The organism is Schlesneria sp. (genome assembly GCF_036405755.1).
Classification (GTDB): Bacteria; Planctomycetota; Planctomycetia; order Planctomycetales; family Planctomycetaceae; genus Schlesneria; species Schlesneria sphaerica.
The window spans coordinates 1-13,187 of sequence record NZ_DASWWZ010000017.1; the positions used below are offsets into that span (position 1 = coordinate 1).

10 protein-coding genes are annotated in these 13,187 nt (G+C 57.6%); 6 read left to right on the forward strand and 4 right to left on the reverse strand.

Going from position 1 to position 13,187, the window contains the following annotated elements; all coding sequences use genetic code 11:
* A partial coding sequence (locus tag VGE80_RS00585; RefSeq protein WP_440591299.1) for a hypothetical protein occupies positions 1 to 709 on the forward strand: 709 nt, incomplete at its 5' end.
* A 180-nt stretch (positions 710 to 889) separates the two neighbouring features.
* On the opposite strand, the gene VGE80_RS00590 is transcribed toward VGE80_RS00585, so the two are convergent.
* Together VGE80_RS00590 and VGE80_RS00595 are read right to left on the reverse strand one after the other, a co-directional pair.
* Positions 890 to 2,341 carry a DUF1501 domain-containing protein gene (locus VGE80_RS00590; protein ID WP_373652607.1) on the reverse strand — a complete coding sequence of 484 codons (1,452 nt, stop codon included), beginning with the start codon at positions 2,339 to 2,341 and terminating at the stop codon, positions 890 to 892.
* A 65-nt stretch (positions 2,342 to 2,406) separates the two neighbouring features.
* Complete coding sequence (locus VGE80_RS00595; protein WP_440591300.1) at positions 2,407 to 5,925, reverse strand: DUF1553 domain-containing protein; 3,519 nt, start codon at positions 5,923 to 5,925, stop codon at positions 2,407 to 2,409.
* A 395-nt stretch (positions 5,926 to 6,320) separates the two neighbouring features.
* On the opposite strand from VGE80_RS00595, the gene groES reads away from it, so the two are divergent.
* A complete protein-coding gene (gene groES, locus VGE80_RS00600) occupies positions 6,321 to 6,635 on the forward strand; it encodes a co-chaperone GroES (RefSeq protein WP_440591301.1) in 315 nt (104 codons plus the stop codon).
* A gap of 164 nt (positions 6,636 to 6,799) precedes the next feature.
* Positions 6,800 to 8,422 (forward strand): chaperonin GroEL, encoded by a 1,623-nt coding sequence (gene groL, locus VGE80_RS00605; protein WP_440591302.1) that lies wholly within the window; start codon positions 6,800 to 6,802, stop codon positions 8,420 to 8,422.
* A gap of 244 nt (positions 8,423 to 8,666) precedes the next feature.
* On the opposite strand, the gene VGE80_RS00610 is transcribed toward groL, so the two are convergent.
* Positions 8,667 to 9,335 carry a phosphoribosylanthranilate isomerase gene (locus VGE80_RS00610; RefSeq protein WP_440591303.1) on the reverse strand — a complete coding sequence of 223 codons (669 nt, stop codon included), beginning with the start codon at positions 9,333 to 9,335 and terminating at the stop codon, positions 8,667 to 8,669.
* Positions 9,336 to 9,591: 256 nt separating this feature from the next.
* Here VGE80_RS00610 and VGE80_RS00615 point away from each other — a divergent pair, with 256 nt between their 5' ends.
* Positions 9,592 to 10,842, forward strand: a complete 1,251-nt coding sequence (locus tag VGE80_RS00615; protein ID WP_440591304.1) for a CCA tRNA nucleotidyltransferase — start codon at positions 9,592 to 9,594, stop codon at positions 10,840 to 10,842.
* Between the two features lie 60 nt (positions 10,843 to 10,902).
* Here VGE80_RS00615 and VGE80_RS00620 read toward each other — a convergent pair whose 3' ends face one another.
* Positions 10,903 to 11,130 (reverse strand): hypothetical protein, encoded by a 228-nt coding sequence (locus VGE80_RS00620; RefSeq protein ID WP_373652613.1) that lies wholly within the window; start codon positions 11,128 to 11,130, stop codon positions 10,903 to 10,905.
* A 126-nt stretch (positions 11,131 to 11,256) separates the two neighbouring features.
* Between VGE80_RS00620 and VGE80_RS00625 the strand changes: the two genes are divergently transcribed.
* Both VGE80_RS00625 and VGE80_RS00630 read left to right on the forward strand, forming a co-directional pair.
* Positions 11,257 to 12,567, forward strand: a complete 1,311-nt coding sequence (locus tag VGE80_RS00625; RefSeq protein WP_440591305.1) for a PQQ-binding-like beta-propeller repeat protein — start codon at positions 11,257 to 11,259, stop codon at positions 12,565 to 12,567.
* Positions 12,568 to 12,583: 16 nt separating this feature from the next.
* Positions 12,584 to 13,187, forward strand: a 604-nt coding sequence (locus VGE80_RS00630; RefSeq protein WP_440591306.1) for a DUF7133 domain-containing protein, incomplete at its 3' end; no start/stop codon positions are given.

Here is a 13,187-nt window from a genome sequence, read left to right on the forward strand (position 1 = left end):
CGACCAGGAACGGATTCTGGGGTGGATCGTCAATGGCATCTCATACGACGGAGCAGGGGGGACCTCGCCGTTACTCGATCACCCTCTTCCCGCTCCGCCCGCTGGCGTCAATCTTGAGGTGTCAGTCTGGATCGAACCGATCCCCACTGCGGCCAGTGTTCCCTCCGCGCCCGTCTATCAACCCCACTATTCAGCTCAGGGAACGACGTCGGATTTCGATCAGAGATTACTGGCTGCCATCGAATCTACCTGGCAGACAATTCAACAGATGGAAATGAGAATCAGTTCGATTCGTAAAGACCTTGCTTCCAATTTGTCGCGTCTGAATTCACTCAACCGCGATCTGAATTCCGATGAGCGACGGATCTGTGACAGCAAGGACATTCAGGCCTGGACCGATGCCCGGCGCTGGCTCAGAGACTCGATCGCGACACTCTCCCGATCGGTGAAGGAAATCGACGTCGGCACGACGAGTGGTGCGGGACAACGTTACAAATTCGAGGAGATTTACCGGAAGTACGCGGTTCCCCGCCAACCGTTCCCGGGACTGTCGCAGACCGTGCACGAGTTTGAATCCTACCAGAAAACAGTCCAGAACGTCCTGACCTCCGCTCAAGCAAATATCTCTCGCGCAGGACGCGACGCGGAACAACGAGCCAACGCGGTACTGACGCGGATCAGCGCAAAAATGAGATCCCATCGCCGATAGAACAGTCCGAGTCGTTCCCGGGACTTCGTGTTGATTCGGCAGGGCGCAGGATCGGTCGGGCGGATATCCGACGAAGGGACGCGGACACCGCCCCGACTCACCATCCGATCTCAATCACTTCCTGTCTCGCTGTTCGGACGCGTCCCCGTCGCGATAGGAAGTCCTTCTCGATCCACATTCCTAGGCGAGGACCGCTTTCACCACTTCACCGTGGACATCGGTCAGACGGTAGTCCCGTCCCTGGAATCGATACGTCAGTTGCGTGTGGTCGAAACCAAGCAGGTGCATGATCGTGGCCTGCAGGTCATGGATGTGAACCTTATCCCGGGCGATTGAAAAGCCCAGTTCGTCAGACTCACCGTAAGAGAATCCTCCTTTAACCCCGCCTCCCGCCATCCACATGGAATAGCAGTCAGGGTAGTGATCGCGGCCCAGGGTGGCGCTCGCGGCAGTCCGCCCTTCGCGGAAGGGAGTTCGTCCGAACTCACCGCCGCAAATAATCAGCGTGTCTTTCAGCATGCCGCGCTGCTTCAAGTCCTTGATGAGCGCGGCGACAGGCTTGTCCATGGTCGCACATTTCCGAGTCAAACCGTCAGTCAACCCTTCGCCCGGTCCGGTACCATGGAAATCCCAGCCCCAGTCGAAGAGCTGCACGAAACGGACCCCCTGTTCGCACAAGCGACGCGCCAACAGGCAGTTGTTGGCGAAGCTCGCTTCACCGGGCTGAGCCCCATATTCGTCGAGGGTCTGCTTGGTCTCTTTGGAGATATCCATTACTTCAGGAACGGACATCTGCATCCGGAACGCCAGTTCGTACTGGGCGATTCGGGTCAGCGTTTCCGGGTGCCCCAGTTCCGCGGCCTGCAGTTCGTTCAAGTCGTGCAGTGCATCGAGGGTCTCTCGACGCAGGCTTCGCGACATCCCTGCCGGATCCGAAGCAAACAGCACGGGATCCCCTTTTGAACGGCACTGAACTCCCTGATAGACGGACGGCAGAAATCCACTCCCATAGGAGTTCTTACCACCGTTCGGCTGGACTCCACTGGAGATCAACACGACGAAGCCGGGCAGGTTTTCGTTCTCGGTCCCCAAACCATAGGTGGCCCAGGCCCCCATCGAGGGGCGACCGGGTCGCGCGGATCCCGTGTAGAGCAGCAGTTCCGCAGGAGCATGATTGAATTGCTCGGTGAACATCGACTTAATCACACAAACATCGTCGGCAACAGTCTGCAAGTTTGGCAGTGCATCAGACAGCCAGACGCCACCTTCACCATATTGCTTAAAGGTTCGCGGAGTCCCCAGCAGTTTGGGCGTCCCCGTCGTGAAGGCGAACCGCTTCCCTTTGATGAACGATTCCGGAGCATCTTGTCCGCTGAGGCGTACGAGTTCGGGCTTGTAGTCGTAAAGATCCAGATGAGGGGGCGAACCCGTCAGGTGCAGGTAAATCACCCGCTTCGCCTTGGCCGGGAAATGAGGCGCCTTGGGTGCCAACGGGTTCACCACCGACGATGTTGCCCCGGATGACGAAGATCCCAGCAGGGATGAGAGTGCCAGTGACCCGACCCCCAACTGAGTCTCTTTCAAAAACTGTCGCCGCGTCTTGAGCTGAAGCTGCTTCTCTTGAAGATTCATGGATCGTCGCCTCAATGGAACAAATTCGGATATCTGAGTTTACCAGAGCAGTGCCGGAACAAGCGCTACCGCTTCATGACTGTTTCATCCAGGTTCAGCAGGACATTCCCGACGACGGACCAGGCCGCCAGTTCGGGAATCCGAGTCCCTTCCGGGGCAGGGCCTAGTGGATCCGTCGCGAGTTGTGTCGCTTCTTCCAGACTTTGCTCGAACCGTTTCAGCGACTGCTCATAGAGATCGACCAGCCGCTGGAGTTCAACGGGATGGGGAGGCCGAATCAAAACTCGACGGAAACCATACGTCGCGCGATCGGCCACTGAATGACCACCGTCTTGCACGATGCGGCGCGCAAGCGCTTGCGCTGCTTCGACGTTGACGGGATCATTCAGTGACACGAGCGCCTGCAATGGGGTGTTTGTTCGCACACGACGCACCGTACAGACTTCGCGGTTGGGCGCATCGAATGTCGCCATCGAGGGGTACGGATTGGATCGCCGCCACGTGGTGTAAATTCCACGCCGGTATTTGTCTTCGCCGGGACTCGTCTGCCAGTCCGTGCTGCTGCCGAACGCGGCGCTCAGCCCCAGACTCGGTTGGGGCGGCTTGACGGGTGGACCCGCCATTTTGCGGCTGAGCAGTCCGCTGACGAACAGCGCTTGATCTCGCAGAGTCTCGGCAGAGAGACGGAAACGAGGCCCATGAGCAATCAGGCGATTGTCGGGGTCACGCTGCTGAAGCTCAGGCGTTGTTCTGGAGGACTGACGGTAGGCCGCCGACATGACGAGCGTCTTCAAAAACGCTTTCGTATCCCAGGGTTGCTGGGTCTTGAGACCCGCGGCGGTGGCCGTCGCTTCAGACTGTCCGGTCAGTTCGCAGGCGAGCCAGTCGAGCAGTTCAGGATGGAAGGGGAGGTCCCCCTGCGAACCGAACTCTTCGCTGGTCGATACGATCCCGATCCCGAACAGTTGTTCCCAGTAGCGGTTCGCAATCACGCGCGCCGTCAAAGGATTCTTCGGGTCGACCAGCCACTTTGCCAGCGTCAGCCGATTTACGGGTTCACCGGCAGGTAAGGTCCCCAGTGCGGCGGGAATCCCCTCCGTCACTTCGGGACCAAGATCCTCGAAGTTCCCTCTGTACTGCAGTTTGGTCACTCGTCGATTCGCAGTGAGTTCCTTCATGACAGGAACAGTCTCGGGCTTCAGGTCTGCCAGTGATTTCTGCAGTTGCGCGATCTGCTGTCGAGTCGCCGACAGCTCCGGAGCGATCGTCAGGAAGTGCTGTGTCACGAGATCCTGCTCGGCAGTACTGCGACTGGAAGGTGCGACCTTCAGCGCGGCGATCACCGCAGCGGGTGTCCGCGCCCACTGGTTGACCCCTTCGTCCTTCGTCACCGAGAGTCGGAAATGCCCCAGGTTGTGATGATCAAACTGGGAAGCATGCTCGATCGTCACTTTCAGCGTCCAACCAGACGGTAGCTGCACCGGTTGCCGGCTGAACAACGTGAGGCTGTGTGGCTGACCGGTTGCCCCGCCTACGGCCCAGCCTTTCGATTTGGGATCCTTGTTGTTGAGCACGAACGCGGCATCGAAGCCGGGCTGAGAATAGTCCGCCACAGTAGCTTCGAACTCGATCGGCCGGTTGCCATCGACGGCAAATTCGCTGCTGGGATTGGGTTGCGGTGCCACGTCACGCTTCCAGACGGGCTCACGTTTCTCGTCGAGGACGACAATCCGAAAATTGGACAGTCTCTCACCCGCTCCATCAGTGCGGTTCCACAGTGTGATCCGATCGATCGGCTGGTCGGACTTGAGATCGACCTCCCACCAGGGATCTTTTCCCGGTCCCGTGTGCGTCGTCGATAGCGCCGCGAAATAGTCCCCGTTCGTGTTCCCGTCGATGGCCCGTTTGGCCTCTCCGTCATAGGCGGTGCTGATCTGACTGGCTTCTCCCTTGAGAGCAATGTTCTCGGAACCGTGATAAATCTGAACTTCCGCCAGAGACAGATACTTCTCGCCCGGAAGTTCCACACGCACGTAGCGGCCGCGTGCTGGCATTCCAGCAGGAGGTTCCAGCACCGCGGTTACTCCCGAGAGAACAAAGTTGCCGCCGCTGTGACCCGGCCCGTTCCCCGGCAGTTTCTCGTCCGGTAACGCTTCCAGTCGCAGGGCTCGAACGACTTCGCCCGTCGCAGGAATTTCGATTGTGTAGGTGTCACTGGTCGCACCCGACGCCACTTTGATCGAACCCTCTGCCGATGTGATGGCAGCCGAATTCGCCTGCGATCGGACCCGCCGGGGAATCAGGGAATTCCAGTGGACGCTTTTGGGAAACGCTTCGTCCCACTTTGCACGGGCCGCGGCCAGTTCCGGGGTTTCGGTCTTCAGCACCTGTTCAAGCTGCGCAACTTCTGTCTGCCACGCCGAACGCAAACGAAGTTGATCTTCCGTGTAAACAGCATGAAGCGGTGATTCGTCTCCACGGTCCGCATCTTCGGTATTGTTAAAGAACGCGAAGAACCGGAAGTATTCTTCCTGCGTGATGGGGTCGTATTTATGCGTATGGCATTGGGCACAAGCCATCGTCGTTCCCATCCAGACTGCCATCGTCGTATTCACCCGGTCGACCACAGCGACGTTGCGGAATTCTTCGTCGTTGGTTCCCCCTTCGTTGTTGGTCATCGTGTTTCGATGGAAAGCCGTCGCGATCAACTGTTCGTCGGTCGGATGGGGAAGCAGGTCACCCGCGATCTGTTCGATCGTAAACTGGTCAAACGGCTTGTTGTCATTGAACGACTTCACGACGTAATCGCGGTAGAGCCAGATCCGCCGCGCGGGATCGTCTGCGTATCCGGCCGAATCCGCGTACCGGGCCAGATCGAGCCATGCGAGTCCCCAGTGCTCGCCGAACGATGGCTTGGCCAGCATTCGATCGACGACTTTCTCGTATGCAGTCGAACTTTCGTCGTTGATGAACTCGTTCACTTCTTCGACAGTGGGGGGCAATCCGGTCAGATCGAGTGCCACACGGCGAATGAGCGCATACCGGTCCGCTTCTTCTGCTGGCTTCAGACCTTCCGCTTCGAGGCGAGCCAGAATGAAGTAATCAATTCCGTTCTTCACCCATCCGACGTCTCGGACCGTGGGAAGGGGAGGTTTTTGCGGAACGATATAGGACCAGTGCTGCGAGAATTTGGCTCCCTGCTCAACCCAGGTCTTCAGCAGGTCCACTTCGTGCGGGGTGAGCGGCTTGCCAGCCCCGCGAGGGGGCATGACCTGATCAGGGTCGGTCGTGGTGATCCGCTGAATCAGCGCACTCGCCTCCGGTTTTCCGGGGACGACAGCGGCATAGCCACCCAAATCCGCAAGAACTCCCTCGGCAGTATCGAAACGTAATCCGTCCGTTCCTCCTTTCCGTTCGTCCGGGTCGGGGCCGTGACAGCGGTAACAGGCGTTGGAAAGAATCGGCTTGATGTCGCGATTGAAGTCGATTTTCTTCACGGAGTCTGGTTCCGCAGCCGTCAGTGGGGCAGCGGTGACGAAACTCAGCCAGGCGGCGTAGACGATGAAAGAGAGTTGCAAACGCATCAAATGGATTCCCGTCAATTCCGATGACCAACAACCATCAATCAAAGCTTATCAAAGTGTCTCCGCAAAGTCCCCTCGATTCTCAAACTCAAACCCGTGGCTTGACCGACGCAACTGAGGAACGGTCCGCCTGTCCTGGGTCCCCTGGACTTTAAGCCTTCTTCAGAATTCGCTGTCAGATTGGCAGACTCGCCCCGCCCCGTATTCAGTTATGGCCAGCATGGCAGAGCCGTAAAAACATCGTTCCGCTGTAAAGCTTTATATTTTATGATCTTAATAATCCTCAACAAGTTTGGCGCGCCGTTCGCTGGCCAGACGTCCGGCTAATGGTGTCGCCTGTGGGCTGAGTCCCGAGTTGGAAGTCCAAACGCGTTTCGATTCTGGAGTAAGGTGAGATGGCAAAGAAGAGTGGCTCGAACGACCCTAAGTTGGTCCCCCTCGGTGATCGAGTGGTTCTGAAGCGAGCCGAAGCGGAAACGAAGACCGCTGGCGGGATTGTGCTCCCGGATTCGGCAACAGACAAACCTCAACGGGGTGATGTGGTTGCAGTCGGCGAAGGACACGTTAAGAGCAATGGCCAGAAGATCGCTTTGACGGTTAAGCCTGGCGATCACGTGATCTTCAGTTCCTATGCAGGGGACGAACTTAAGGTCGGTGACGAGACCTACCTGCTGCTTCGCGAAAGCGACATTCTCGCCATTTACGGCTGATGATCGAAACCGGACGCCACCTGTGTGAGAGAATCATGGGTGCGTCGGGTTGATCACTTGACCACAAAAACTTTCGGTCCGCGTCGACGCCCGCCCGTCAATACGGATTTGACGCGAGTGGCGGATCCGATTTTTCCCTATTTTTCAACCAGGAGCCTCTCTGAATGGCCAAGATTATCGCCTTTGATCAGGAAGCGCAAGAAGCAATGCGTCGCGGCGTGCAGAAGCTCGCCCGCACCGTACGAGTGACCTTGGGCCCTCGTGGTCGCAACGTCATCATCGAAAAGAGCTTTGGCTCTCCAACCGTGACGAAGGACGGTGTGACCGTCGCCCGTGAAATCGAACTCGAAGACAAGTTCGAAGATATGGGTGCCCGGATGGTACGGGAAGTTGCCAGCAAGACCTCTGACACTGCAGGCGATGGTACGACGACGGCAACCATTCTCGCCGAAGCCGTGTACGTCGAAGGCCTCAAGGCCGTCGTTGCCGGTGTCAATCCCATCGACATGAAGCGCGGAATGGACAAGGCTGTCGAGCAGATCGTCGCCAAGTTGAAGGCCGCAGCCGTCGAATGCAAAAACAAGAAATCCATCGCTCAGGTTGGTACCGTTGCTGCCAATGGCGACTCGGAAATCGGCAACATTCTTGCCGAAGCCATGGAGCAGGTTGGTAAAGACGGCGTGATCACCGTCGAAGAAGGCAAGTCGCTCAACACCACCTACGAAGTCGTCGAAGGGATGCAGTTCGATCGCGGCTATCTGTCGCCTTACTTCGTCACCGACCCAACCTCGATGGAATGCGTCCTCGAAGACGCTTATGTTCTGATCCACGAAAAGAAGATCACGAGCATCAAGGATCTGGTTCCACTGCTCGAGAAAGTCGTCAACAGCGGCAAGCCACTGTTGATCGTTGCTGAAGAAGTCGAAGGCGAAGCCCTGACGACTCTCGTGCTCAACAAGCTCCGCGGCACCTTCAAGGTTGCTGCGGTCAAGGCTCCTGGTTACGGCGATCGTCGCAAGGCGATGCTGCAGGACCTGGCAATCATGGTTGGTGGTCAGGCCATCTTCGAAGACCTGGGTATCCAGCTCGAAAACGTTCAATTGTCCGACCTCGGTCGCGCCAAGCGAATCGTCATCGATAAAGACAACACCACGATCATCGAAGGTCTAGGCAAGTCGGCCGACATCAAGGCACGAATCGAACAGATCCGTCGTGAACTCGCCAACTCCACCAGCGACTACGATCGTGAGAAGCTGGAAGAACGCGTCGCGAAGCTCTCCGGTGGTGTGGCTCAGCTCAACGTCGGTGCCGCAACCGAAAGCGAAATGAAGGAAAAGAAGGCTCGCGTGGAAGACGCTCTGCACGCAACCCGTGCCGCCGTCGAAGAAGGAATTCTGCCAGGCGGTGGGGTTGCTCTCCTGCGTGCTTCTCTCGAACTGAAGCCAACTGGACTGAACGAAGACGAAACCACCGGTTTCAACATCATCGTTCGCGCTTGCCGCGCACCACTGACCCAGATCGCTAACAACGCCGGCGTTGACGGCACTGTGATCTGCGAAAAAGTGGCCGAAAGCAAAGAAGGTCTTGGCTACAACGCCCAGACTGGCAAGTACGAAGACCTGGTCAAGGCCGGTATCATCGATCCTTGCAAGGTCACCCGTAGCGCTCTCCAGAACGCTGCCAGCGTTTCCACCCTGCTGCTCACCAGCGATGCCTTGATCGCTGAAAAGCCGAAGGACGCTGACAAGAAGGCTGGTGGCCACGGCGACCACGACGATATGTACTAAATCGTCGGCGACACGTCCTACGTGTTCAGGCCCGCAGTCGAGTCATCGCCTGCGGGCCTTTTTCGTTGTGACCTGATCACAATGCAGCACTTGGAGCGGACTTCAGCCAGTGACTGACCGCCCGTGAGCCCTGCTGCAGACGAGTTCTATCGTGACTCGCCGTCTCGTCGTCCGTTGCGGAAGCTCAAACGCGTGCCGCATGGTTCGAGATTGCATACTCGGTGTCGGGTAAGAATCCGGGAATCTATCCTGCGGCAACCGCTGCACGAGCGTTCGTCACGAAGCGTTTTGCCAATTCGATGTCTTTCACACCCGGCGCCGATTCGACGCCACTGGCAACGTCTACGCCCCAGGGCCGTACCGCAGAGATGGCCTGAGCAATGTTGTCGGGGGTGAGCCCACCAGCAAGGATCAGAGGTGGGAACGCTTCCTGTGAATACTCGTCCGCCAGACGTTGCCAGGGAACAGTCTTCCCCGAACCGCCATAAAGACCTGTCACGTGCGCGTCGACCAGACAGCCTGCAAGTCTGACCTGCTCGCGGCTGCATACGTCCAGCAGCGAGATCAGTTCCCCCAAGCCGTCCGCAGACATTCTCCACGCCCTGACCAACCTGACTTCCGGGAGCTTCCTTGCCAGTTCCACGAGGAAGGATGCCCGTTCGTCTCCATGCAACTGCACCAGGTCCAGGCGGCACGCAGTCGCGATTGAGGTGATCTCAGCCAGCGAGTGATTGACGAAGACACCGACGCGTGCAACCTCCTGCGGCAAGGCCTGCGAAATTGCCGTGGCATCGTCAATCGAAACCGAGCGGGGAGAGCGGGAATAAAAGTTAAGACCGATGGCGTCGATTCCCAGGTCCGCGACTGCTCGTGCGGTTTCCAGGTCACGAATTCCACACACTTTGATCCACATCGCAGATGTTCTTCCCGGGAGACTGACTTCCAGATCATGCAGGTCAACGAGTTCGTCTGGTCCGCCACGATCTGAATTTCTGATGACGCCCCATCATTTTTCAGCGTGAACAAAGTCCGGTCGCTTGTATCGGACCTGTCTGTCCCATAACTGTAGGCGGTTGTCGCAGGACTGTCATGGATAGTCGAAAAAATAAACAGTAATCCTGCCGCTCTCGTCTTACGTGAGTGGCATTCGACGGGATGAGACTGAAGGAATGAGATCTCCATCGCCCCAACGTGAATTCGCGATCGAGATTGTCCGCCGATTGCGCGACGCGGGTCATACCGCGCTGTTCGCCGGGGGCTGCGTTCGCGATGCGCTGCTGGGCCGCGAAGCAAAAGATTACGATGTTGCGACAACCGCTTTGCCCGAGCAGGTGCGCCAGTTGTTTGGACATCGCCGCACACTTGCCGTCGGTGCCAGCTTCGGCGTGATCATGGTGATCGGACCTGCTGACGTTGGCACGGTCGAAGTCGCCACCTTCCGGACTGAGGGTCCCTATCAGGATGGTCGCCGTCCCGAACATGTCACGTTCGCCACACCTCAGGAAGATGCGCATCGGCGCGACTTCAGCATCAATGGCATGTTCTTTGACCCGGTCGACGAACGAGTGCTGGACTATGTAGGGGGGGAAAGTGATCTCGCGGCAAAAATCGTTCGTGCAATCGGCGATCCCCATGAAAGGATTCGCGAAGACAAGCTGCGGATGCTGCGGGCCATCCGGTTCACGGCGACGCTGGGCTTTTCGCTGGACACGGCGACGGCCAGTGCCATCCGTGAGATGTCCGCGGACCTGACCGTAGTCAGTGCCGAACGGATCACTCAGGAAATGAAAAGGATGCTGGTCGACGTCCACCGCAGACGGGCAATCGAACTGGCAGATGACGTCGGATTGATCCAGGTCATCTTTCCAGAGCTACGTCAGTTTCGAGGACAGGAGACCTGGAAGCACACGCTGCAATCGCTTGCTCTTTTAGACCAGCCTTCATTCGAACTCGCCCTCACAGCCTTTCTGCTGCCGCTGTCGTCCACGTCAACGGTCCTGTCGATCTGTCGCCGGATGAAGTTGTCGAATGGTGAATCCGCGAGAATCGGGTGGCTAACCCAACATCACGGGGCACTGGATGAAGCTCCAGAACTGAGCCTGTCGAGTCTGAAACGAATCCTTGCTCATCCTGGCGCCGCAGAACTGCTGAACCTCGAGACGGCCGTCAGAATCGCGAAGGGTCTCAGCGACGACCCGATTGCGTTCTGTCGCCGCTTTTTGGAAGAGACACCGAGTGAGATCATCGATCCCCCGCCACTCATCACAGGGGACGACCTGATCAAAATGGGACTTTTTCCGGGACCTCGCTTCAAGTCGGTGCTCGTACGGATCCGTGACGCCCAGCTCAATCTTGAGATTCATACGCCCGAAGAAGCTTCCACGATGGCAATCGCATTGTGGAACGAAGAGGGGGCTTGATAGATATCCGCTGAGACACCGTACTCATGGAACCGGGTCTCGGTGCGGTCACGCCCTCTCCTAATTCGTTCCGTGCTCAGCGGCGAGATGCACGAACTCGCCTCGCCGGGACGTCTTTCTCGATGAAGACTCACCAGGCTGAGCGTCCCTGATGCATCGGTCCCGTCGCCGCCTGGTTTCGTAAGCGACCGAAGGAAGCCGTTCGTTGGGCCCCGTTGCCGAGGGAAATGCCGTGGCACCGGCGGCGCTGAAACATAATGTGACCTGAATTCCGACAGAGTTCTTCATGAGAATTTCCCTCGGAAGCGTGTCCCGGCTGATTTGCTCTGGGCATCGCCTTGCCGATGGAAAAGTCTGCATTTAAACTCGGACATGAGTCGAGCTTTATGGTTTCCCCCAAGGAGCGGTCGTCCAATGATTTCACGAAGACAGGTTTTGTCGCTGGTCTTGTTTGCCGTTGCCGGTGGAGTTCAGCAGGGTCTGATCGCGGCTGATTGGCCAACGTTCCGTGGTGCGGATCGAACCGCCTTCTCGCAAGAGAACGATTTGCTCCAGGAATGGCCTGCGGGTGGACCGAAGCTGCTCTGGAAGGCGGATGGATCGGGCCGTGGTTACACCAGTCCGGCGATCTCCAATGGTCGAATCTTCCTGCTGGGTGACAGCATCGCCGATGTCTCAGATTCCGATGAATACCTGATCTGCCTGGACCTGAAGGATGGAAAACGCCTCTGGGTCAACAAGGCCGGCTCGGCCTGGAAGAACGGGCAGCCAACCTGGCAGAGCTCCCGCAGCACCCCCACAGTTGACGCCGACCGTGTTTACGCACTGACCGCCGACGGGGAACTTTTCTGCTGTAACGTTGAGACCGGAAAAGAAATCTGGCGTAAAGATTTGAAGAAGGATTTCGGCGGCGTCAAAGCTGATATCTGGGGTTACAGCGAGTCTGTGGAAATTGATGGTAATCAGCTCGTCTGCACACCAGGCGGCGAGAAAGCCACGATGGTTGCACTCGACAAACTGACGGGCAATACCATCTGGTCGGTCGTCCGGGAAGGGGACCGCGGAGCGGGTCATGCATCGATCGTTAAGACAGACATCGGCGGTGTCCGGGTTTACGTTCAGACCACAGGGGGCGGCGCCCTTGGCGTTCGCGCGACCGATGGCAAACTGCTCTGGTCGTATCCGATGGAAAAAACCACCGCCATCATTCCGACTCCGATCGTTAAGGACGATCTGGTGTTCGCCGTTGCCGGTTACAAGCGCGGTGGCGCACTGCTCCAGCAGATTCCCGATGGCAACGGGGGAGTCGACATTAAAGAAATTTATCCTCTGAAGCCCGAACTGGGGAACAAGCACGGTGGTGTCGTTCTGGTTGGTGACTACATCTATGGAGACTCGGAAGACTCTGGAATCCCCTTCTGTGCCGAATTGAAGACGGGCAAGGTTCAATGGCGCAAGCGAGGAACCGGCAGCGGTTCGATCGCGATGGCCGCTGCCGATGGTCGACTGTACCTTCACTATGCCAACGGCACGATGGCTCTGGCGAAAGCCGACCCGAATGACTATGAGGAAGTCGGTGCATTCACGGTACCGGGCAGCGGCGAGCGTCCGAGTTGGTCGCATCCCGTGATTCTGGATGGGAAGCTCTACCTCAGAGAACAGAATTGCGTACTCTGCTTTGATATCCGCGAGAAGAATACGGACGCGAAATCCAGCGGCAACTGAGCCAGACGGAACCTCAATGATTGAATTCGAGTCTTACAAAGCGTCATTCGGCAGGCTGCTGATGGCGCTTTTTTGTTTATCCATCGTTTACCCACTGTCCGCGGATGACATCGGAGTCAAAGTCCCCGACGGATTCGAAGTGACCGAATTCGCCGGGGACGATCTGGCTCACGATATTTACTCTATGACAATTGACTCGAAGGGCCGAGTCGTTGTTTCCGGTGCCGGGTTCATCAAGATCCTGATCGACAACGATGGCGACGGAAAAGCGGACGAGGCGAAAGTCTTTTCTGAACTTCCCCGCAGCGGCGCACAGGGAATGTACTTCATCGGGCGGTCACTCGTCTGTGTCGGTGACGGGGGACTGCTGCGTCTGGATGACGCCAACGCCGACGATCGGGCAGATGGGCCTCCCGACAACTTCCTCAAACTGAAAACAGGTGGCGAACACGACGTTCACTCCGTCCAGCAGGGACCGGACGGCTGGTGGTACGTGATTGCGGGTAATAGTGCCGGCATCAACAGCCGGTATGCAACATTGCCGACATCCCCCATCAAGACCCCGCGCGCAGGGGTGTTATTCCGCCTGAAACCCGACCTGACAGGAGGCGAACTTCTCG

What these genes read in the sequence shown, in the direction of transcription:
- VGE80_RS00590 (WP_373652607.1), bottom strand. Translation starts at nt 2,341, where the DNA reads ATGAATCTTCAAGAGAAGCAGCTTCAGCTCAAGACGCGGCGACAGTTT.
- VGE80_RS00595 (WP_440591300.1), bottom strand. Translation starts at nt 5,925, where the DNA reads ATGCGTTTGCAACTCTCTTTCATCGTCTACGCCGCCTGGCTGAGTTTC.
- groES (WP_440591301.1), top strand. Translation starts at nt 6,321, where the DNA reads ATGGCAAAGAAGAGTGGCTCGAACGACCCTAAGTTGGTCCCCCTCGGT.
- groL (WP_440591302.1), top strand. Translation starts at nt 6,800, where the DNA reads ATGGCCAAGATTATCGCCTTTGATCAGGAAGCGCAAGAAGCAATGCGT.
- VGE80_RS00610 (WP_440591303.1), bottom strand. Translation starts at nt 9,335, where the DNA reads ATGTGGATCAAAGTGTGTGGAATTCGTGACCTGGAAACCGCACGAGCA.
- VGE80_RS00615 (WP_440591304.1), top strand. Translation starts at nt 9,592, where the DNA reads ATGAGATCTCCATCGCCCCAACGTGAATTCGCGATCGAGATTGTCCGC.
- VGE80_RS00620 (WP_373652613.1), bottom strand. Translation starts at nt 11,130, where the DNA reads ATGAAGAACTCTGTCGGAATTCAGGTCACATTATGTTTCAGCGCCGCC.
- VGE80_RS00625 (WP_440591305.1), top strand. Translation starts at nt 11,257, where the DNA reads ATGATTTCACGAAGACAGGTTTTGTCGCTGGTCTTGTTTGCCGTTGCC.